Raw genomic sequence first — 19,427 nt, 5'->3', positions numbered from 1 at the left:
AGGTTAGCCCCGCAAACAACGGCTAGATGAGGCCGCCCGCGCGAAGAAGGCGCTCAACGAGGCGGGAGCGCGCTTCCGCGAGCCCAGCCGTTCGGCCGGTCAGAACGTCGCGAAGGAGGAAGTAGCCGCTCAACTCCAGGCCGTCGCGAATTTCCGGCCAGTTGGCGGCGCCGCCCTCGCGGACGAACTTCGGCAGTGATAGCAGCTTTCCCGAATATGGCTCCGCCTCCGTTGCGCTGACCGCACGCCCCGAGCGCGGGCTTACGGCCACCAGATCGTCGTTCGAGCCGGTGACCGCACAGCGGTCGAGGTCGAGACCGAAACCGAGTTCAGCTAGAACCAACAACTCGTACCGAACGAGAAGGCTCGCCCAGCCAAGCGCTGACGGTGCGGCCTCGATCAAAGCCAGCAGCGCATCGAGAGCGGCGTATAGTCGCGGATAGGGCTGTCCTTCCGGAAGCGCGGTCGCGGTCAGCGCCGTGACCCAATCGATTGCCGCAGCCGGAAGTGGCTCGGACAGCAAAGGCGCGCGGCTGTGCACCAGCTCCAGCTCGGCATGCGCCAGTTGTTCTTCGGTCCGCGAGCGCAGGCGAGCTTGGACCTGGTTTCCCGGAACGACGACCGGCCGCATCCGCCGCCCACGGGCACCGCGCACATAGGCGGCCTGAAGGCCATCGTCGGGCGTCATCAGGCGGACCACCGCGCCGTGCTCAGCGTGCATTCTCAGGGCACAGACTATCGCGGGCGTTTCGATGTTCACGCGTCAGCCGGCCGGGTGGAAATAGTCGTACAGCTGTCGCGCCATCGTCTTACTGATACCTGGTGCGCGCTCAAGATCCTCAAGAGCGGCTCCCTTCACCGCCCGCGCAGTCCCGAAGTGCATGAGCAGCGCTCGCTTCCGGTTTGGGCCGATGCCTGGGACATCATCGAGCGTCGACGTCGTCAGGCTCTTGGCCCTCTTCGCGCGGTGCGTGCCGATCGCGAAGCGATGCGCCTCGTCGCGCAGCCGTTGGATGTAGAAGAGCAAGGCCGAGTTCGGCGGCAGCGTGATCTCGCGGCCGCCGGGGAAGTGGAAGACCTCCCGGCCTTCACGACCGTGATGCGGACCCTTTGCGACGCCGACAACCGGTACGTCGTGGACTCCAGCATCCTCCATCACTTCGCAGACCGACGACAGCTGGCCCTTGCCGCCGTCGATAAGCAGCAGGTCAGGCCACTCGCCGCTCTGCCGATCGGGGTCTTCTTTCTCCAGGCGAGCGAAACGGCGTTCGAGGACCTCGCGCATCATCGCGTAATCGTCGCCTGGATTCGTCTCGGGCCGCTTGATGTTGAACTTGCGATAGCTGTTCTTGCGGAAACCCTCGGGGCCCGCGACGATCATCGCACCGGTCGCGTTCGTGCCCATGATGTGACTGTTGTCGTAGACTTCGATGCGCTTCGGCACGTCCGGAAGCTCGAACGTGTCGGCCAGCTCGCGCAGGATCTTGCCCTGCGTGGTCGCCTCGGCAAGGCGGCGGTCTAGCGCTTCTTCCGCATTCCGGCGAGCCTGGTCGAGCAGCTTCTTGCGGTCGCCGCGTTTCGGGATCTCGATCGCGACGCGACGCCCTGCTCGCTCCGACAGCGCTTCTTCGAGGACCTCGGTGTCAGCTACCTCGCGATCGACGAGAATGCGCTTGGGAGGCGGCATGTCCTCATAGAACTGGACGAGAAAGCTCGACATCACCTCGGCTTCGGGGACATCGCTGGTATGCGCCGGAAAGAAGGCGCGGTGGCCCCAGTTCTGGCCGCCGCGGATGAAGAAGCCCTGGATCGACATGGTCCCGGCCTTGCAGGCCAGAGCGAACACATCTGCATCGCCCAGCCCTTCGGCGTGCACCGTCTGCGATCCCTGGATGTAAGTCAGCGCGCGGAGCCGGTCGCGGTAGACCGCAGCGAGCTCGTAATCCTGCTTCTCCGCCGCCTCGGCCATCTGCTTCGACAAGCGAGCCTGAACGCCGGTCGACTTGCCCGACAGGAAGTTCTTCGCGTCGTCGACCAGTTCATCATAATCGGCTTCGCTGATGCGGCCGACGCAAGGGGCCGAGCAGCGCTTGATTTGATAAAGCAGGCAAGGCCGCGAGCGGTTCTCGAAATAACTGTCGGAGCAGCTCCGCAACAGGAACAGCTTCTGCAGCGCGTTGAGCGTGCGAGTGACCGACCCGGCGCTCGCGAACGGCCCGAAATACTGACCCTTCGCCCGCCGTGCCCCGCGGTGCTTCTGCACTCTTGGAAAGGCGTGGTCCTCGCGGAGAAGGATGAAGGGGAAGCTTTTATCGTCGCGGAGTAGGACGTTGTAAGCCGGACGGAAGCGCTTGATCAGCTGCGCTTCGAGCAGAAGCGCCTCCGCTTCGGTTCGGGTCGTCACGATCGTCATCGACCGCGTCTGGGCCACCATCCGCTGCAGCCGTTTCGGCAGCCGGGCGACCTGCGTGTAGTTGGTTACGCGGTTCCTCAGCGCGCGCGCCTTGCCGACGTAGAGCACGTCCCCGCGAGAATCTTGCATCCGGTAGACACCAGGCCTGACTGGCAGCGTCTTCAGCACCTCGCGGATTGCGGCGACGCCTTTCTCAAGGTCCGGTTGTTCCGCACCGCGTACGGCATAGGTCGCCTGATCCTCGTTGAAGCGCTCCTGCGCTCCTGGTTGATCGGGACGGTCGGCCTTGCTCACCCGGACGAGATAGGCGCTAGCCAGTGCTGACGCGAGGGGTCAGGCTGCCGCCCGAGCCTGCTCTTCCTCCGTGAGCATCCATTCGACTGCGGCCCGGGCGTGGATCGCGGTCGTGTCGTAGACTGGCAGCACGTTCGCGCGCGTGTCGACGGCGAGCACGAGTTCCGTGCAGCCGAGGACAACCGCCTGCACCTTTAGCTTCGCAAGTTCGGTGATGAGGGTCTTCAGCTTGCGCTGGCTATCGCGGACAACCCGTCCCCGTGCCAGCTCCTCAAAGATGATGCGGTCGACCTCCGTAATCCACGACTGTTCGATCGGGACGAGGTTGATTCCTCGAACCTCAAGCCGGCCCCGAACATATTGCTCGGTCATGGTGAAGCGCGTGCCCAGCAAGGCGACGCGCGACAAGCGATCGGCGACGAGCTTGTCGCCTGCCGCGTCGGCAATGTGCAGCACAGGCACGTCAACGTTCGCGGCAACGGCGTCGTAGACCTTATGTGTCGTGTTGCAGGCGATCAGCACGCCTTCCGCGCCCGCCGCCTGAAGCTTCTGCGCTGCGTCGACGTTGAGCTTGGCGACGCCGTCCCAGTCGTTTGCGTCCTCGAGCGAGACGAGATCGGCGAAGTCCACGCTCTCGATCGTCAGCCGCGCGCTATGGAATCCTCCCAGGCGTTGGGCGATGCCCCGATTGATGTGCTCGTAATAAAGGGCGGTCGAGGACCAGCTCGTCCCGCCAATGATCCCCAGCTTGCGCAAGACGCCTGCCCCTTCCCCACTCTCGCTCTGTCGTGAACGGAGCAGACGCGACACCTGGCTCCGACTCTCGAATTGTCTCGCGCTCGCAGCAATTGGCAAGACTTAAACTTCTGAATTTACGCGAAATGAATCAGGTTTGCGCCGAGCCGTTTATCGCAGGCATCAACCGATGTTCTTGCCAGATCGTGAAATGGCTAAGTCCCCCGGACTCAGCCAATATTTTTCACGATCTCCTCGACCATCTTCTTGGCGTCGGCGAGGAGCATCATCGTGTTGTCGCGGTAGAAGAGTTCGTTGTCGACGCCGGCATAGCCGACGCCCCCCATCGAGCGCTTCACGAACAGCACGGTTCGCGCCTTCTCAACGTCGAGGACCGGCATTCCGTAGATGGGCGAACTCTTGTCGGTCTTGGCGGCTGGATTGGTAACGTCGTTGGCGCCGATGACGAAGGCGACGTCTGTCTGAGCGAACTCGCTGTTGATGTCTTCCAGCTCGAAGACCTCGTCGTAGGGGACGTTCGCTTCGGCAAGCAGCACGTTCATATGGCCCGGCATGCGGCCTGCGACCGGGTGAATCGCATATTTCACACGCACGCCCTGTTCCTTGAGCAGGTCGGCCATCTCACGGAGCGCGTGCTGCGCCTGACTGACCGCCATGCCGTAGCCGGGGACGATGATGACCTGGTCGGCCTGGCTCATCAGGAATGCAGCGTCCTCGGCCGAGCCGCGCTTGTAGGGACGGTCGATGACCTCGCCACTTGCGCCCGCCACTGCATCGCCGCCGAAGCCGCCCGCGATGACCGAGATGAAGCTGCGATTCATCGCCCTGCACATGATGTAGCTGAGTATCGCGCCCGAGCTGCCGACCAGAGCGCCGGTGATGATCATCGCGCTGTTGTGCAGCGTGAAGCCCATCGCCGCCGCGGCCCAGCCCGAGTAGCTGTTCAGCATCGAGATCACCACCGGCATGTCGGCTCCGCCGATCGGGATGATCAGCAGGAAGCCGATGGCGAAGCTGAGCGCCATGACCGTGAAGAAGATCCACGGCGCCTGATCCTGCGTGAAATAGGCGATGAGCCCGAGGATCGCGACGAGCGTACTGAGATTGATGACATGGCGGCCGGGCAGCAGGATCGGCTTGCCCGACATGTTTCCGTTGAGCTTCAGAAAGGCGATCACCGAGCCGGAGAACGTAATTGCGCCGATAGCGACGCCGAGGCCCATTTCGACCCGGCTGACCTGCAGAATGCCGTCAGGGCCCAGGATCCCGAACGCGTCGGGATTCAAGAACGCAGCCGCGCCGACGAGCACGGCAGCCATACCAACGAGGCTGTGAAAAGCCGCGACCAGCTGCGGCATCGCCGTCATCTGGATCTTGCGAGCGGTGACCAAACCTATGCCCCCGCCAATCACCATCGCTCCGATGATCTCGGGCAAGCTCGCAATCTGGTGGACGGCGAGTGTCGTCACGACCGCAATCGCCATGCCGATCATGCCGGCGCGATTGCCTCTCTGGCTACTGACCGGGCTCGAAAGCCCCCTTAGCGCGAGGATGAAGCAGATGCCGGAGACGAGATAAGCGAGAAGCACCCAGGCGGGCGTGTCGTGCACGGCCTCCACGCTCTAGCGCTCCTTCTTTTTGTACATGGCGAGCATTCGCGCCGTGACGGCGAAGCCTCCGAAAATATTCACGCTCGCAAGCGCTACCGCGATAAGACCGAGCCACTTCGACGAAGGGCTTCCGCCAGCAGCGGCTGCGATCAGTGCGCCGACGATGATCACGGAGGAGATGGCGTTGGTCACGCTCATCAGAGGCGTGTGGAGTGCCGGGGTAACCGACCAGACGACGTAATAGCCGACGAAGCAGGCGAGAACGAAGATCGACAGGATCGAGATGAATTCCATCAGGGCCTCTCCGAGAATGGAAGTTCGCCAAGTTCGCTTTTCAACGCGCGAGTTCGCACGCGCGCGCGGCGGATTGGAGCGAAGGTAACGGGAACGGGTGCGCTGTGATTGCAGGTCATCCGGGCGCGACCATGCACAATTCGGCAGCGATAGGACAGTGCCAAATCGGAGGAGGATTTTTGTCGTTAACCGAGTCACGGTTTCCGATTTGATAACCTTTATTCGGCAGACCCGAAGCACGAAAGTTGAAGGATTCGTGCTCGGTGCGCTTGCGCAGGCCACAAAAGGGTGAGGCCCCAAGCTGGAAGCTACTGCTCTGGACGGCAGTGGCTGCGATCATCTTCGGCCTGATCGGAGCCGGCGAACTGCCCGAAGACATGCTGCGGGCGAGCCGCAACAGCCTTCATCAGCACAAAGCCACCGGTGATATCGTGCTGGTGGCGATCGACGATCGGTCGCTGCGAGAAGTTGGACGCTGGCCCTGGCCGCGCAGCCGGCATGCCGAAATCATCAACAAGCTCAGCCAGGCCGGCGCAAATCGCACGTTCGTTGACATCGTCTTTAACGGCCGGAGCGATTCGACAGACGATGCGAAATTGGCCGATGCCGTCAGCAACGCCCGCAACGTAACCCTTGCAGTCAGCACTCGATCGGGGATTACGAGGACCGGTATCACCGGGTCCGGCGACCCCGACCTGCTGCCTCCCGAAATGTTCAGTAAGCATGCGGAGCTCGGCCTGATCAGCGTTGCGTACAATTACCAGAACGCGGTCTGGCACCTCGACTATTCGAGGAAGGTCCAGGGCAAGGCTGTTCAATCGTTCTCGGCCAAGCTCGCGAAGGTGGATTCGCGGCTGAACGGCGACTTCATGCCCGATTACTCGACCGACCCGACGACGGTGCCGGTCATTGCGGCGGCAGACATTCTCAACGGCCGGTTCGACCCCAAGTCGGTCCAGGGCAAAGACGTCGTCGTCGGGACCGCCTCCGAGGGGATCGGCGATCAGTATTTCATTCCCGGCTGGGGGAAGATGGCCGGTGCGTACGTTCACATCATCGGAGCCGAGACACTGAAGTCCGGTCGGCCAATGTCCTTCGGCTGGCTGGCTCCTCTGCTTCTCGCGCTCGGCGCCTGCTGGGCTGCAGCGACCCGCAAGTCGGCGGGACAGGTTGGCTCGATCCTGCTGAGCGCGGTGCTGCTTCTTCTGTTTGCTCCGGTCGGCCTTGAGAGCGCGCTGATTTTTGTCGATGTCACGCCTGCGCTTTTCGCTGTCATCGTTGTTTCGACCGTGCTCGCACTTCGCCGGTGGAAACAGCGTGGGCTAGTGAACACCGTTTCGGGTCTGCCGAACCTGAGCGCGCTGAAGGCCAACAAGGCTGGCCGCGATAAGGCGCTGATCGCGGCCCGCGTGCTGAACTATGCGGAAATCGCCGCCGCACTGCCTCCGGAGCAGGAACGCCAGCTCGTCGACCAGATCGTGTCGCGCCTCCGCGTCGGCGCTCCCGATCGTACTTTGTACGAAGGCGACGGTGGAATCTTCGCCTGGTTCGAAGAACCGGAACTGCCCTTCGCCAACCATATCGAGGCGCTCTACGCGCTGTTCCGCAACCCCGCACGGGTCGAGGGGCAGTCGATCGATCTGGCGATCAGCTTCGGCGTGGAGATTGGAAGCGGCCGCTCGCTGACCAACCGGCTGGCGAGCTCGCTCGTCGCCGCGGAAGAAGCCGCGCACGACGGCCTCAAGTGGAAATACTACGATCCGGAAGCGCTTGAGGACGCTTCCTGGAAACTGTCGATCCTCAGCCAGCTCGACAGCGCCGTCGACAAGGGCGAGGTCTGGGTCGCCTACCAGCCGAAATTCGACCTCAAGCAGCGCAAGATCGTCGGCGCCGAGGCGCTTGCACGATGGACTCACCCCGAGAAGGGGCCGATCGCCGCGTCCGAATTCATTGCCGCCGCCGAGCAGCATGATCGCATCGGAAAGCTAACCGACTTCGTGCTGGAGCAGGCGATTTCCGCTGCCGCGATCGTGAACCGGAAGCACCCCGGCTTCGGCATCGCCGTAAACCTTTCCGCCCGGCTTCTTACCGATCGAAGTCTCGTGCTTCGACTTGGCGCGATGATGGCTCGCCATCATCTGTCGCCTGACCTTCTTACTCTTGAGCTGACCGAGACGGCCGAACTCGCTGGCAGCGGGGCGGCATTCGACATGCTCTCGTCGCTTCGAGATCTGGGCGTCACGATCGCCATCGACGATTACGGCACCGGCCTATCGACTCTCGATTATCTGAAGAAGATCCCGGCCAGCGAAATCAAGATCGATCAGAGCTTCGTGAAGACGATCCTCGACAACCGCAGCGACCTGGTGATGGTCCAGTCGACGATCGCCCTGGCCCACTCGCTCGGCCGCAAGGTCGTCGCCGAGGGCGTCGAGCACCAGGGTGTGCTCGACGCGTTGGTCGACATGGGCTGCGACGTCGCGCAGGGCTACATCATCGGCCGTCCGATGAGTATCGACAGCCTAACGAAGCGCCTGTCCGCCGACCGCCGCTCCAGCGTCGCCTAAGACTCCCCAATTTCCACGCAAATGTGAGGGCAGTTCTGCCCAAGTAACGACTGCGCGTTAATAAAGGTTAACTTGTTGCTAACCAATTTTATTAGGGTTAACGTCCCTGTCAGCTGCCGAATCGCAGTTCGAAGGACAGGGGTTCAACATGAAGAAGCAAGCACAGACCAAGGGTCTCTGGAGCTGGCTCCTCGGCCAAGGCTGGAGCAACGCTGGTAGCCAGGGTTAACGAAAACGGCCGCTCTTAAGCGGCCGTTTTTTGTTACATATTACAACTAGTTAGCTAAGGCGTCCGTGTAACATCGGACGCTTTCGTGCGTCCTATTGCGCAGCTCTTCAATCAGCCCACGTTCTTCCGCTCACTGGTGAAGTGATTTGGCGCCCGATCTCCGACTCAGCGGCGCGACTCGTTAACCATCCGATTCGCTGGAAATGTCGAAATCGCGCGACTAACGCTGCAAAATGCTTCGTCAGGCGTCCACGACTTTGAATCTTTCCGGCCCTCGACAGGGGCTTCACGAGATCACTGACGAGATCGATTCCTGGGTCCGCGATCAGGATTTCGGGACCGGCTTACTAACGATTTTCTGCAAGCACACTTCGGCATCGCTGCTGATCCAGGAGAACGCCGCAAGCGCAGCCCGGCGAGATCTGGAAACCTATTTCAGCCGTATCGCGCCTGAAGACCCGGCGCTCTACACGCATAATGATGAAGGTCCCGATGATATGCCGGCGCATTTGAGAAGCGCACTCACCCAGACCCAGCTGTCAATCCCCGTCGGCGACGGCCGGATGGTGCTCGGGAAGTGGCAGGGCATCTACCTCTTCGAGCATCGCCGCGAGCCGTCGCTCCGGCAAATCGCTTTGCACCTGGTCGGCGAATGAGCCTCGGGTCCGTCCGCGCCTGGCTCGCAAAGCACGCGCCCGACCTGACCCTGATCGAAGTCGAGGAGACCACGGCGACAGTCGATACGGCGGCCAAGGCTCTTGGCGTCGAGCCGGGGCGGATCGCCAAGACGCTCGCCGTGCGCGCGGGGGACGAGACGTTTCTACTGGTCACGCGCGGCAATGCGCGGCTCGACAATGGGAAGTCGAAGCGGGCGTTCGGAGCGCGGCCGAGGATGCTTGGGCCAGAGGAGACGTTTGCGCTCACTGGCCATCCGGTCGGCGGCGTCTGCCCGTTCGGCCTGGCGACGGAACTGCCGATCTATGTCGACGAGTCGCTAAAGGCTTTCGACGTAGTCTACCCGGCGGGCGGTTCGCTGAACACGTCGGTCAAGGTTTCGACCAACCGCTTGTTCGAACTGGTCGGGAAGAAATGGGTCGACCTATGCCGCCTGCCCGAGGAAGCGGCCGGGGCTTAGCTGTGCGGCGGTGGCCGCTTCGAGTGGCCAGGGCGTCGCGGCGATCAAGGATTCCGCAATCTGCGCCATGGCCGGGGATGTCTGGAGGCCGTAACCGCCCTGCCCCGCGAGCCAGAAGAACCCCTCGGCCTGCTGGTCGAACCCCACGACTGGATGACGATCGGGCGCAAAGGTCCGCAGGCCCGCCCATCGGCTTTGGATCCGGCCGACCTTCATGGTGGTGCGTTCCTCGATCCGGTGAGCCGCGAGCGCGATCTCATATTCATCGGGCTGGGCGTCGCAGGGGTCGGTAGGCCCCTCGTCCATCGGCGATGCAAACAGGCGCCCGGACTCCGGCGCGAAATAGAGCTCATCGCCAACTGTCTTCGCGAACGGCCAGCCCGACAGGTCCTCGCCGTCCGGTGCGTCAAACGTGATGATCGTGCGGCGAAGCGGGGCAAGACCAATTGGCCGAACGCCACCTAGCGTCGCGACTGCGTCGGCCCAAGAGCCAGCCGCGTTGATCAGGATGGGCGCAGCGAGGCTGTCCCGGTGCTCGGTCGTGACAGTCCAGACTTCTCCCGAACGTTCCACTTTAATCGCGCGCGCGACCGTGACGATTTCACCGCCGTTCTGGCGGAGCGCGCGAACGTGTCCCTGCAGAAGCGCATGCGTGTCGAGCCTTATGCCATTGCGATCGACCAGCCCCGCGACTGCGGCGCCCTCGCCAGTTCGAACGACCGGGCAAAGCTCGCAGATGCCAGCCCCGTCTACGCGCTCCAACTGCGCGAACGGCGCGATCGCGGATTCGAGCTGATCCAGAGCGGCGAGCTCATCCTCGCGGGAGTGGATCAGCACCGGCATGCGATGTCCCAACGGGACGTCGGTGAAGTCCCTCGGCGGTGCTTCGAAGAATCCGCGGCTCGCGTGTGTCAGCGCACGGACGAGCGGATCGCCGAGCGCATAATGCAGCATCGTCGCGCTTCGGCCCGACGAATGGTAACCGACTGCTCCCTCGGCCTCGAGGACGGTGACTCTGGCATGCTTCGAGAGAGTCGAGGCAGCGGAAAGCCCCGCAATCCCCCCGCCTATCACGATGATGTCGCTCGACTTCAACTCGCCGGGCCCGTCAGCCTTTCGTTTACGACCTTCCCGCCGTGCGTGAGGCGGATCGCCTTGACGATCTCGTCATCGTCCGGAAGCACCGGCCTGTTTTGCTCCTTGTCCCAGAAGGCGGACAGGAAATTGAACAGGTTGCGCGCGAACAAGGCCGAGGAGTCGGCTGCTAGCGTCCGGGCAAGGTTCGAGGCACCGATGATCGTGACGCCGTGCTTCACGACATTCTGCCCCGCGACGCAGCCCTCGACGTTTCCTCCAGCATCTGCGGCAAGATCGACGACCACGCTGCCCGGACGCATGGTCGCGAGCTGGGCATCGCTGATCAGCCGCGGCGCAGGCCTTCCGGGAATCAGGGCCGTCGTGATGACCATGTCCTGCTTGGCGATATGTCCGGAAACCAGTTCGGCCTGGGCCTTCTGATAATCCTCGGACATTTCCGTGGCGTATCCGCCACTCCCCTCGCCCTCGATGCCCGCGACATTCTCGACGAAGATGGGCTTGGCGCCGAGAGACTGGATCTGCTCCTTGGTCGCGGATCGAACGTCGGTCGCGCTAACCTGCGCGCCAAGGCGGCGGGCAGTTGCGATCGCCTGAAGCCCTGCGACGCCCACGCCCATCACGAAGACGCGAGCGGCACTGATCGTGCCCGCAGCAGTCATCATCATCGGGAATGCCCGGCCGTAAGTTGCTGCACCGTCGACGACCGCCTTGTAGCCGGCGAGGTTCGACTGCGACGACAAGATGTCCATAGACTGTGCGCGAGTGATGCGCGGCATCCATTCCATCGCCAGCGCCTCGAGTCCCGCCGAAGCGTATCCGTCGATCTTCTCGCGGCGTCGGAACGGATCGAGAGCACCGACGAGAATCGCACCCGGCTTGGCGCCCTTCAGGCTGCCGGCATCAGGACCGCCGATGCAGAGAACAAGGTCGGCACCGTCGAGGGACTTTGCACGCGGCGATACAGACGCGCCTGCCGCTTCATAGTCTGCGTCAGAAATCGACGCCGACTCACCCGATCCGGTCTCGACGGCGACCTCGGCGCCCAGCCCAATGAATTTCTTCACGGTTTCCGGCGTTGCGGCGACCCGCGTCTCCCCCGGCGCGGTCTCCCTGACGACTGCGATTTTCATCGGCGCCTAGCTGATGATCATGACTACGAGGAACGCGATAACCAGGCAAACAATCGCGCCCCACTTCAGCAGCTTCGTGAAACGCTCATAGTCCTTCACGTGGTGAGCGACTTCCTGCGTCGGCGGATTGTTCAGCAACGGCTCCTCATGCGCCATGTCTTACCCCTCTTCGAATTCAAAGTGTTGGAGCTGTCCATAACAAGCAGGTTCGCCGCCCCCAACCCCTGAAGTCTTAAGACGGCATTTACTCCTTTCGTCGTAGGACACGCGCAGGAACTGCGATGCGCGAGCAAGAAACCAAATCTCTCCTGTTGGTCGAAGCCGATCCAGCCGAACGGCGTCTCGTTTCGGCGGTCGCAGCGCGCGCCGGCTGGAGCACGGTCGGTGCGGATTGCACGGAGATGGCGATTAGCCTTCTCCAGGGGCCGCATGGGCGAGAAGTCCAGGCCGCCTTTCTCGCGAACTGGGATGAGGGATCGGGTCCCGCGGCCATTGCCGCACTGCGATCCAGCCGTCCATCCCTGCCCGTCATTGTCGCCGCCAAAGGCGAATCGGTGGCGCAGGCGGTCAACGCGATGCGCGCAGGCGCCACGGATTTCCTGACCCTGCCGGTCGCGCCCGAGCGGCTCGTCGAGGCGCTTGCGGCCAATTCCGACCGCCGCAAGCCCGCCGGCGAACTGATCCCGGTCTCCGAGAAGCTTGCTCCGGCGCTGTCGCTCGAACAGCTCGTAGGCTCCTCTCCGCAGTATCGGGCCGCCCTCGCCGTCGCAGCCAAGGCCGCGCGCAATCGCCTTCCGATCCTGATCGTCGGCGAGCCCGGCACGGGCAAGGAGACGGTCTCGCGGGCTATCCATGCAGCAAGTCTTCGGGCCCGCGGTCCGCTGGTCATCGTCGATTGCAAGGCCGTTCCCGGCAACGTCGTCGACAGCGAGCTGTTCGGCCACGTGAAGGGTGCCTTCCCCGGCGCCTTCGCGGAGAAGTCGGGCCGGATGCTCGAAGCGGACATGGGCACGCTTGTCCTCGACGAGATTGGCGCCTTGCCGCAGTCGACCCAGGAAACGCTGGATCGCGTGCTCGCCACCGGCGAAGTCCGTCCGGTCGGATGCAACGGCAGCTCCTCCGTTGATATCCGGCTGATCGCCACGACAAGCGCTCCGCTGGCCGAAAGCTTCAACCAGATGCTCGGCGAGCGAATCTCCGTCACCGTCGTGAATCTTCCGCCGCTGCGCGACCGCAGCGCGGATATTCCGAACCTGGCCAGGCACCTCCTTCAGCGCTTTGCCGAGCAGGAGCTGATCCCGCCGCTGTCGATCGGAAACGACGCGCTCGCGGTCCTCATGCGGTATGGCTGGCCGGGCAACGTCCGGCAACTCGCCAGCGTTCTCTTTCGCGCAGGACTCCAATGCGACCGCGGCGGCCTGACTGCCGAAGACTTCCCTCACATTGCGTCGCAGTCGCGCTTCACCGGGCGCAAGAGCGACTTCGCTCCTTCCTTGAGCGCCCAATCCAGCGAAGCTGCGATGAGCGGCGTTTCCGGAGTGACCCTGTTCACGAACGACGGACATTTGCGCACGCTCGAGGAGATCGAGGCCGACATCATCCGCCTAGCCATCGGCCACTACCGCGGCCGCATGACCGAGGTAGCGCGCCGGCTCGGCATTGGCCGCTCCACGCTTTACCGCAAGCTGAGCGACATCGGCATCGACACCGCCGCCTGAGGCGCTAGCACTCGCCGGGTGCGAGTGTTCCTCTTTCTTGCCTTTTTCTTGGCCGGTTGCGCGAAGACCGGTGCGACCGCCGAAGCGGCGCAGTCTGCCTGTCGTGTGGAAATGTTCGAAGAGAGCCGATTCACGGTCTGCGATCCCGGAAAAGGCAATCTCGAGCTGATCGCCGCGGGTCGTGATGAGCCAGCGGTTCGGCGGCTGGCCGACCTGGATACGAATCTCGGCCCCAAAGCCGGCACGGTCGCCTTCGCGATGAATGCCGGAATGTACGACGACGACGGGCGGCCGATCGGGCTCGCAATCGTCGAAGGACGCCAGAAACACGCGATCAACCGCCGGAAGGGCGGCGGCAATTTTCACCTGATGCCGAACGGCGTGTTCCAGGTTCGCAAGAATTGCAGTGCCGAGGTCGTGACGAGCGACAAATGGCGCCCCTCGCCCGACATACGCATCGCGACCCAATCGGGACCGATGCTCGTAATCGACGGCAAGCTTCACCCCGCATTCGAGCACGACGGCATGTCCCGGAACATTCGGAACGGCGTGGGAGTGACAAGCGGCAAGGCCCTGTTCGTCATCAGCGACGATCCCGTCTCATTCGGGAAGTTCGCCCGCTTCTTCCGCGACCGGCTGAAGGCGCGCAATGCGCTCTTCTTCGACGGCTCGGTGAGCGCGCTCTGGGACCCGGCGAATGGGAGGCGGGACCTTACCAAGCCGCTGGGACCGATGGTAGTTGCGTACAGGCCGCGGTAAGGTGTGCGACGCGCTCTAGCCGAGCCGAGGGGTTAGCGCCTGGTCGCGAAGTCCTCGCCAGATCCTGAGCGCCTGCACGGTCTCCGGCACATCGTGGACGCGGACGATCTGAGCGCCCTGTTCCGCTGCCTTGAGCGCGAAAGCGATGCTGCCGCCGAGACGCCGGTCGGCCGGCGCTTCGTTCGATAGCGCGCCGATCGTGCGCTTTCGGCTCGCACCAACGACCAGCGGGCAACCGAGCGAATGGAAAAGAGCGAGCCCGTTCATCAACTCGAGATTGTGGGCGACGGTCTTTCCGAAGCCGAAGCCGGGATCGATCAGAATTCGTGACCGGTCGATTCCGGCGGCCTCGGCAGCGGCGATGCGCTCCTCAAGCCAAACATAAATCTCGACCAGCACATCGTCGTAGCGCGGGTCCTCCTGCATGGTCTCGGGACTTCCGAGATGATGCATCAGTATCACCGGCGCGCCCGAGGCAGCGACGACCTCCGCCGCGCGCGGGTCGAAGGTCAGAGCAGACACATCGTTCACAAGCCGCGCGCCGGCCTGGAGAGCAGCCGTCATCACCTCGCTCTTGCGCGTATCAATGGAGACGGCCGAACCGCCCGCAGCGAGGCGCTCGACTACAGGTCGGACGCGCTCGATCTCATCCTGTGCCCAGACGGTCTGCGCGCCCGGACGGGTGGACTCCCCGCCGACGTCGAGGATCGCGGCCCCTTCGCTGGCCATCTGCACCCCCGCTTCGACGGCTGAGCCCGCGTCGGCGAGCTGGCCGCCGTCGGAAAAGCTATCGGGCGTAACGTTGAGAATGCCCATGACCTGCGGTTGGTCGAGCCGGACCGTGCGATCGCCCAACTGCAGTGGTTGCCGGGGCGCAGTGAGTGCCGCCCATTGGGCTGCGGTGTCCCCGCCGAGGCGTCCTTCGATCGCTTCCACGGGGAGCAACTCGGCCGAAACACGCCGGCTGCCCTCGACGCGGAGCAACTCGACGCTCGCGAAGAAGTTCAGCCCGCCGGCAAGCCTGGCGACCTTCCCGTCATGGCCGAACGGGGCATCAACGAAACCGGTGGGGCGGACAAGAGTGCGTGCGGCCATCTGCCGCTAGTGTCGGGACGAGAGCGGATGTTCAAGTCCTGCAGGCGATCTCGCCCTAGAAGGCTCGGTAAGTCTCGTTTCCGACGAACCCCAAGCGGGTCACTCCAACGCGCTTCGCGGCAACGAAGACGTCGTTCACCAATTCGTATCGCGCCTCCGACTCAGGCTGGAGATGCAGCTCGGGTTCCGGCGAGATTCGGGTCGTCGCGGCAAGGTTGTGGGCTAGCGTGTCTTGGGAAACCGGCGTTCCGTTCCAGAGGATCGCACCTCCATTGGTGACCACGATCTTGTTCTTCAGCAGGCGAACCTCCGGACACGTCGGGCAGTCCTGCGGACGATCGAGCTTCAACGCGTGCGTCTGAAGCGGGATTGTGATGATGAACATCACCAGCAGCACGAGCATCACGTCGATGAGTGGGGTCATGTTGATCTCCCGCATCGGGGATGATTCAGCCGCAGCGATAAGAGCCATGCCTGCCTCCTGCGATTGATGTTACATCATCACATTCTTCACTGGATCGCAAGCGTAAGTGCGAATGTAGAGTTAATTCAGGAGAAGGCCCGGAAGAGCGCCTTGAAGCCCCGCTTGCGATTGGCGCGGCGCGCAGCTTCTTTCGAGATCGCCGGAAGGTCGAGGTCCGCGCCAAGCGTCCGGTACGCGCCTTTTGGGCATGCGATGACGAAGAAACCTTTGCGGACCTGCTGAACGTGGAGGATGTCGAAATGGGGCTCGAACCTGGACAGCCACCAGCTTGTGCTTTCCTGGATCAGATGGGCGTTGCGCCCGTCCGTCAGCACCTTCTTCGCCGGGCCGGTGTGGACCGTCAGAAACGCCAGCCGCTGGGAGATGGAAGAGATCTCGGACAGCACGGCGTCCAGCGACGCTGGCTCGATATGTTCCAGCACGTCGATGCAGGTCACGAGGTCAGCAGGCCGCGGCGTGCCATATTCAGGGAAAGCGGGATCGTACGGCTGGTAACGGACCTTCCCCCCGTCGCGCAGATGCAGTGCCTTCTTCAGGTTGCATTTGCCAGCGCCATAGTCGGACAGGCTCTCGCACTTTCCGAGCCGCAGGAGCGACCGGACGACCGGGGCGAACGACAGGGACGCGACGCCGTATTTCGGGTTTTTGTGAAGCTTCTGCTGCTCCGCCAAATAGGAGTCGGAAATCGTCGCCGCAGTCATTCTCGAGAGGCCTCCCCGCCTCGTTGCGTCGTCCTTTAAACGCAGCGCGGCGGTGGGTCTATCGGCTTAGTCCATTGCCACCTGGGGCGGTCCGCCGGTCTGCTGACCGCGGCGCATCAGCAGAAGCAGCGGCAACACAGCGAAGGTCACTAGCATCATCAGCTTGAAGTCATCGAGATAGGCGATGAACAAGGCCTGCCTCGTCACTTCCGCATTGATGACCGCCAGGGCTGTAGAGCCCTGCGGAGCGATCGTCTGGAGAAGCGTCGGATCGACGGTCGGGATCGTCTGCTCGGTGATCGAGCTCGCAATGTCGGCGTGCGCAACCTGGGTCATCCGCACGAGCTGGGCGCTGACGATCGAAATGCCCACAGAGCCGCCGATGTTGCGCGACAGGTTCAGGAGCGCGGCAGCGGTCGTCCGCATCTTGGGGGCCAGCGTTTCGAAGGCCAGGCTCTGCAGCGGCACGAAGATCAGGCCAAGGCCGAGGCCCTGCACCACGCCGCTCATAATCACCGGCTGCGACGGCTGATCCAGCGCGAAGCCGGTCATCATCCATAGGGAAATACCCATCAGGGCGACGCCGATCCCGACAAGCAATCGGGCGTCGATCCTTCCGGTCAATCGCCCTGCAAGAAGCATGGAGATCAAGGTCCCCACCCCGCGTGGTGCCGTCAGGAATCCCGACTGGAGAACGGAATAGCCGTACAGGTTCTGGAGTAGCGGTGGCAGGAGCGCGAGGCCGGCGAGCAGAAGTACGCCGGTAACCGCCATGAAGATCAATCCGGTCGAGAAGTTGCGGTCGGTGAACATCGAGCGGTCGAACAGAGGATTCTTCGCCGTGATCATGTGCACGACGAACATCCAGGCGGCACCAATCGCGAGGCCCGCCTCGAAAATGATCTCCCAGCTTTCGAACCAGTCCTTCTGCTCGCCGCGGTCGAGGAACATCTGCAGGGCGCCGAGCGCAATGGCGAGAAGAGCAAAGCCGAGGATATCGAAGCTGCGCCGATGCTTCTCAGCCTTCGGCATGAACCGCAGCATTATGAAGGTGCAGATCACGCCGACCGGCAGGTTGACGAGGAACACCCAGCGCCAATTGTAATTGTCGGTAAGCCAGCCGCCGAGGACCGGGCCGAGGATCGGGCCGATCATCACGCCGCCCCCGAACAGGGCCATCGCCTGGCCGTGCTTTTCACGCGGGTTGATGTCGAACAGGGTCGCCTGCGCGAGCGGAACGATGAACGCTCCGCTTACGCCCTGGAGAGCGCGGAACATGACCATCTCGGTCAGCGACACCGCTGAAGCACAGAGCACCGACGCGATCGTGAAGCCGACAACGCTGATGAGGAGCAGCCGCTTGCGGCCGACCCGGTCGGCGAGCCAGCCACTGATCGGCAAGGCAATCGCCGACGCGACGATATAGCTGGTCAGCACCCAGTTGATGCTTTCCTGCGTCGCGCTGAGGCTCGCCTGCATGTGCGGGAGTGCGACGTTCGCAATAGTCGTATCCAGCACCTGCAACAGCACGGCCATCATCACGCCGATCGTGACGATGATCCGCTCTCCCGCGGGAAGCGGGTGCGACGCTACATTTGCCGGGGTGTCGGCCATTCTACTTGTCGAGGTAGACCGTCACCGTGGTGGAAAGTCCGGCGATCAGCGGCTTGCCCGGGTTGCCGTCGAACGCGATCCGAACGGGGACGCGCTGAGTCACCTTGACCCAATTGCCGTTGGCATTCTGGGCCGGAATGATGGCGAATTCGCTGCCCGTGCCTGCGCCGACGCTCTGAATGTGAGCCTTGAAGTCCATGCCGGGATAGGCGTCGATTTCGATCTTGGCCTTCTGTCCGGGCACCATTTTGCCGACGTCCTTCTCTTTAAAGTTCGCCTCGACCCAGGCGGTCTGGTCATGGACGAGCGACAGCATGCCGACGCCCTGGACGGCCATCTGGCCCACCTGAAGCCGGTCGGAATTGGCGATCGTACCCTCCATCGGAGCGCGAACTTCGGTGCGGGAAAGGTCTAGCCGAGCCTTGTCGACGGCGGCCTGGGCCTGCGCGATCGACGGCTGCTCGCCCGGCGCAATCGCGGCATGGGCATTGGCGGCGCGTGCCCGGGCGTCGGCGAGAGAAGTCTCGGCCGTGCGCACCTCGTTGAGGGCGTCCTCATAGTCGGCGCGTGTCGTGAACCCGCGCTTCAGAAGCGCTGCCTGACGGGCGAGCGCGTTACGCTTGATCTGAAGATTTGCCCCCGCGCCCGTGATGTCGGCGCCGGTGCCCGCAGCCTGTGTGCGAAGCTGGGAGGTTTGCAGGTGCGCCGCAGCAAGCTGTGCCTCCGCCTGTTCCAGCGCGACGCGGAACGGCGCCGGATCGATGCGGAACAGGATATCACCGCGCTTCACCTTATCGCCGTTCTTCACGTTGACGGCGATGACCGGGCCGTTCACCTGGGCGCTAACCGAGACGATGTCCTGCTTCACGGAAGCATTGTCGGTAGACACAGTGCCGCCGCTGGAAACCCAATAATAGATGCCGCCGAGCAGCAGCAGCGCCGGCACGAGCAGCATCAGCACCGGACGAACCCAGCGCTTCTTTTCTTTCCGGGGCTCCCCGACCGCATCGGCCGCGACTTCGGCGGTCCGCTCATCCACAGCAGTCGGCTCGCCGCTGATCTTTTCCTGCTTCATCTCGTTCATGCCTCGGCTGCTTTTCTGCCGCGTTGCACCGCGGCGACATTTTCACGCACTCGCGCGAGGACGCCGCGCACCTGGTCGAGTTCTGACCGGTCGATGTCTGCAAACGCCTCCCCGACAAGCTCGCTGCCCAAAGACTTCAGCCGCTCGACGAGCGGCTTCGCCTTGTCGGTGACCTGAAGCCGCCACGCGCGACGGTCCTCCGGATCGCGCTGGCGCTCCACGAGCTCCGCTTCCTCGAGACGGTCGACGATCCGGCAAAGCGTGATCGGCTCTACGTCGAGCATGTCCGCAAGCTCGACCTGCCTCAGCCCCGGATACCGGGTGAGGCGGAACAGGACTTTCCATTGCGCGCGAGTGACGCCGAGGGCAGACGCACGGCGATCGAATGCCTTGCGCAGAGCATGCGCCGTCTCCGCAATCTCGAAGGGCAAGTCTTCCATAGCCCC

The 19,427-nt window shown here is 63.3% G+C and carries 19 protein-coding genes; 5 read left to right on the top strand and 14 right to left on the bottom strand.

Annotated features, from left to right (window positions below; genetic code table 11):
• Window positions 1-22 precede the first annotated feature (22 nt).
• The 5 genes from recO to ACMC5O_RS03170 form a co-directional block, all read right to left on the bottom strand.
• Window positions 23-760 (bottom strand): DNA repair protein RecO, encoded by a 738-nt coding sequence (recO, locus tag ACMC5O_RS03190; RefSeq protein WP_187707743.1) that lies wholly within the window; start codon window positions 758-760, stop codon window positions 23-25.
• A 3-nt stretch (window positions 761-763) separates the two neighbouring features.
• Window positions 764-2,707, bottom strand: coding sequence for an excinuclease ABC subunit UvrC (uvrC, locus tag ACMC5O_RS03185; protein WP_426693248.1), 1,944 nt, complete (start codon window positions 2,705-2,707; stop codon window positions 764-766).
• A gap of 39 nt (window positions 2,708-2,746) precedes the next feature.
• Complete coding sequence (locus tag ACMC5O_RS03180) at window positions 2,747-3,463, bottom strand: aspartate/glutamate racemase family protein (protein WP_187707744.1); 717 nt, start codon at window positions 3,461-3,463, stop codon at window positions 2,747-2,749.
• A 209-nt stretch (window positions 3,464-3,672) separates the two neighbouring features.
• Window positions 3,673-5,082: an NAD(P)(+) transhydrogenase (Re/Si-specific) subunit beta gene (locus ACMC5O_RS03175; protein ID WP_426693247.1), complete on the bottom strand. Its 1,410-nt coding sequence runs from the start codon at window positions 5,080-5,082 to the stop codon at window positions 3,673-3,675.
• Window positions 5,083-5,085: 3 nt separating this feature from the next.
• On the bottom strand, window positions 5,086-5,367 hold the full coding sequence (locus ACMC5O_RS03170) for an NAD(P) transhydrogenase subunit alpha (RefSeq protein ID WP_187707745.1): 282 nt from the start codon (window positions 5,365-5,367) through the stop codon (window positions 5,086-5,088).
• Window positions 5,368-5,636: 269 nt separating this feature from the next.
• On the opposite strand from ACMC5O_RS03170, the gene ACMC5O_RS03165 reads away from it, so the two are divergent.
• From ACMC5O_RS03165 to ACMC5O_RS03155, 3 genes are all read left to right on the top strand, one after another.
• Window positions 5,637-7,934, top strand: a complete 2,298-nt coding sequence (locus ACMC5O_RS03165; RefSeq protein WP_426693246.1) for an EAL domain-containing protein — start codon at window positions 5,637-5,639, stop codon at window positions 7,932-7,934.
• Between the two features lie 462 nt (window positions 7,935-8,396).
• The gene (locus ACMC5O_RS03160) at window positions 8,397-8,819 is read left to right on the top strand and encodes a secondary thiamine-phosphate synthase enzyme YjbQ (RefSeq protein WP_187707748.1); all 423 of its coding nucleotides are present in this window, start codon (window positions 8,397-8,399) and stop codon (window positions 8,817-8,819) included.
• Window positions 8,816-9,298 carry a YbaK/EbsC family protein gene (locus tag ACMC5O_RS03155; protein ID WP_187707749.1) on the top strand — a complete coding sequence of 161 codons (483 nt, stop codon included), beginning with the start codon at window positions 8,816-8,818 and terminating at the stop codon, window positions 9,296-9,298. Before ACMC5O_RS03160 ends, ACMC5O_RS03155 begins: the two co-directional genes overlap by 4 nt.
• Here the strand turns inward: ACMC5O_RS03155 and ACMC5O_RS03150 are convergent.
• The 3 genes from ACMC5O_RS03150 to ACMC5O_RS03140 are packed head-to-tail and all read right to left on the bottom strand — an operon-like array spanning window position 9,263 to window position 11,682.
• Window positions 9,263-10,393, bottom strand: a complete 1,131-nt coding sequence (locus tag ACMC5O_RS03150; RefSeq protein ID WP_426693245.1) for an NAD(P)/FAD-dependent oxidoreductase — start codon at window positions 10,391-10,393, stop codon at window positions 9,263-9,265. The genes ACMC5O_RS03155 and ACMC5O_RS03150 overlap by 36 nt on opposite strands.
• Window positions 10,390-11,526: an NAD(P) transhydrogenase subunit alpha gene (locus tag ACMC5O_RS03145; protein ID WP_187707751.1), complete on the bottom strand. Its 1,137-nt coding sequence runs from the start codon at window positions 11,524-11,526 to the stop codon at window positions 10,390-10,392. Before ACMC5O_RS03145 ends, ACMC5O_RS03150 begins: the two co-directional genes overlap by 4 nt.
• Window positions 11,527-11,532: 6 nt before the next feature.
• Window positions 11,533-11,682: an aa3-type cytochrome c oxidase subunit IV gene (locus ACMC5O_RS03140; RefSeq protein WP_187707752.1), complete on the bottom strand. Its 150-nt coding sequence runs from the start codon at window positions 11,680-11,682 to the stop codon at window positions 11,533-11,535.
• Between the two features lie 125 nt (window positions 11,683-11,807).
• Here ACMC5O_RS03140 and ACMC5O_RS03135 point away from each other — a divergent pair, with 125 nt between their 5' ends.
• The gene (locus ACMC5O_RS03135; protein WP_187707753.1) at window positions 11,808-13,244 is read left to right on the top strand and encodes a sigma-54-dependent transcriptional regulator; all 1,437 of its coding nucleotides are present in this window, start codon (window positions 11,808-11,810) and stop codon (window positions 13,242-13,244) included.
• Between the two features lie 48 nt (window positions 13,245-13,292).
• On the top strand, window positions 13,293-14,003 hold the full coding sequence (locus ACMC5O_RS03130; protein ID WP_187707754.1) for a phosphodiester glycosidase family protein: 711 nt from the start codon (window positions 13,293-13,295) through the stop codon (window positions 14,001-14,003).
• Window positions 14,004-14,018: 15 nt separating this feature from the next.
• Here the strand turns inward: ACMC5O_RS03130 and folP are convergent, their stop codons facing one another.
• The 6 genes from folP to ACMC5O_RS03100 all read right to left on the bottom strand — a co-directional run bounded on the left by folP (window position 14,019) and on the right by ACMC5O_RS03100 (window position 19,421).
• Complete coding sequence (gene folP / locus ACMC5O_RS03125; RefSeq protein ID WP_187707755.1) at window positions 14,019-15,098, bottom strand: dihydropteroate synthase; 1,080 nt, start codon at window positions 15,096-15,098, stop codon at window positions 14,019-14,021.
• A 55-nt stretch (window positions 15,099-15,153) separates the two neighbouring features.
• Complete coding sequence (locus ACMC5O_RS03120) at window positions 15,154-15,570, bottom strand: ExbD/TolR family protein (protein ID WP_187707756.1); 417 nt, start codon at window positions 15,568-15,570, stop codon at window positions 15,154-15,156.
• Between the two features lie 77 nt (window positions 15,571-15,647).
• A complete protein-coding gene (locus tag ACMC5O_RS03115) occupies window positions 15,648-16,283 on the bottom strand; it encodes a hypothetical protein (protein WP_187707757.1) in 636 nt (211 codons plus the stop codon).
• Window positions 16,284-16,349: 66 nt separating this feature from the next.
• Entirely contained in the window at window positions 16,350-17,897 is a 1,548-nt protein-coding gene (locus ACMC5O_RS03110) for a DHA2 family efflux MFS transporter permease subunit (RefSeq protein ID WP_426693244.1), read from the bottom strand.
• 1 nt (window position 17,898) lies between these two features.
• Window positions 17,899-18,981 (bottom strand): HlyD family secretion protein, encoded by a 1,083-nt coding sequence (locus tag ACMC5O_RS03105; protein WP_426693243.1) that lies wholly within the window; start codon window positions 18,979-18,981, stop codon window positions 17,899-17,901.
• Window positions 18,978-19,421, bottom strand: a complete 444-nt coding sequence (locus ACMC5O_RS03100) for a MarR family winged helix-turn-helix transcriptional regulator (protein ID WP_187707758.1) — start codon at window positions 19,419-19,421, stop codon at window positions 18,978-18,980. The genes ACMC5O_RS03105 and ACMC5O_RS03100 overlap by 4 nt, the downstream gene beginning before the upstream one ends.
• Window positions 19,422-19,427 lie beyond the last annotated feature (6 nt).

This window comes from Sphingomonas sediminicola (assembly GCF_049991885.1).
GTDB lineage: Bacteria > Pseudomonadota > Alphaproteobacteria > Sphingomonadales > Sphingomonadaceae > Sphingomicrobium > Sphingomicrobium sediminicola.
Note: the sequence above shows the minus strand (reverse complement) of the source record. Positions and strands in the feature narration are given on the sequence as shown.

Excerpts from the sequence above, each read along its gene's own strand:
- ACMC5O_RS03110 (WP_426693244.1), bottom strand. The coding sequence starts at position 17,897 with ATGGCCGACACCCCGGCAAATGTAGCGTCGCACCCGCTTCCCGCGGGA.
- ACMC5O_RS03155 (WP_187707749.1), top strand. The coding sequence starts at position 8,816 with ATGAGCCTCGGGTCCGTCCGCGCCTGGCTCGCAAAGCACGCGCCCGAC.
- ACMC5O_RS03170 (WP_187707745.1), bottom strand. The coding sequence starts at position 5,367 with ATGGAATTCATCTCGATCCTGTCGATCTTCGTTCTCGCCTGCTTCGTC.
- folP (WP_187707755.1), bottom strand. The coding sequence starts at position 15,098 with ATGGCCGCACGCACTCTTGTCCGCCCCACCGGTTTCGTTGATGCCCCG.
- ACMC5O_RS03145 (WP_187707751.1), bottom strand. The coding sequence starts at position 11,526 with ATGAAAATCGCAGTCGTCAGGGAGACCGCGCCGGGGGAGACGCGGGTC.
- ACMC5O_RS03140 (WP_187707752.1), bottom strand. The coding sequence starts at position 11,682 with ATGGCGCATGAGGAGCCGTTGCTGAACAATCCGCCGACGCAGGAAGTC.
- ACMC5O_RS03115 (WP_187707757.1), bottom strand. The coding sequence starts at position 16,283 with ATGACTGCGGCGACGATTTCCGACTCCTATTTGGCGGAGCAGCAGAAG.
- ACMC5O_RS03160 (WP_187707748.1), top strand. The coding sequence starts at position 8,397 with ATGCTTCGTCAGGCGTCCACGACTTTGAATCTTTCCGGCCCTCGACAG.
- ACMC5O_RS03100 (WP_187707758.1), bottom strand. The coding sequence starts at position 19,421 with ATGGAAGACTTGCCCTTCGAGATTGCGGAGACGGCGCATGCTCTGCGC.
- ACMC5O_RS03135 (WP_187707753.1), top strand. The coding sequence starts at position 11,808 with ATGCGCGAGCAAGAAACCAAATCTCTCCTGTTGGTCGAAGCCGATCCA.
- ACMC5O_RS03120 (WP_187707756.1), bottom strand. The coding sequence starts at position 15,570 with ATGGCTCTTATCGCTGCGGCTGAATCATCCCCGATGCGGGAGATCAAC.
- ACMC5O_RS03105 (WP_426693243.1), bottom strand. The coding sequence starts at position 18,981 with ATGAACGAGATGAAGCAGGAAAAGATCAGCGGCGAGCCGACTGCTGTG.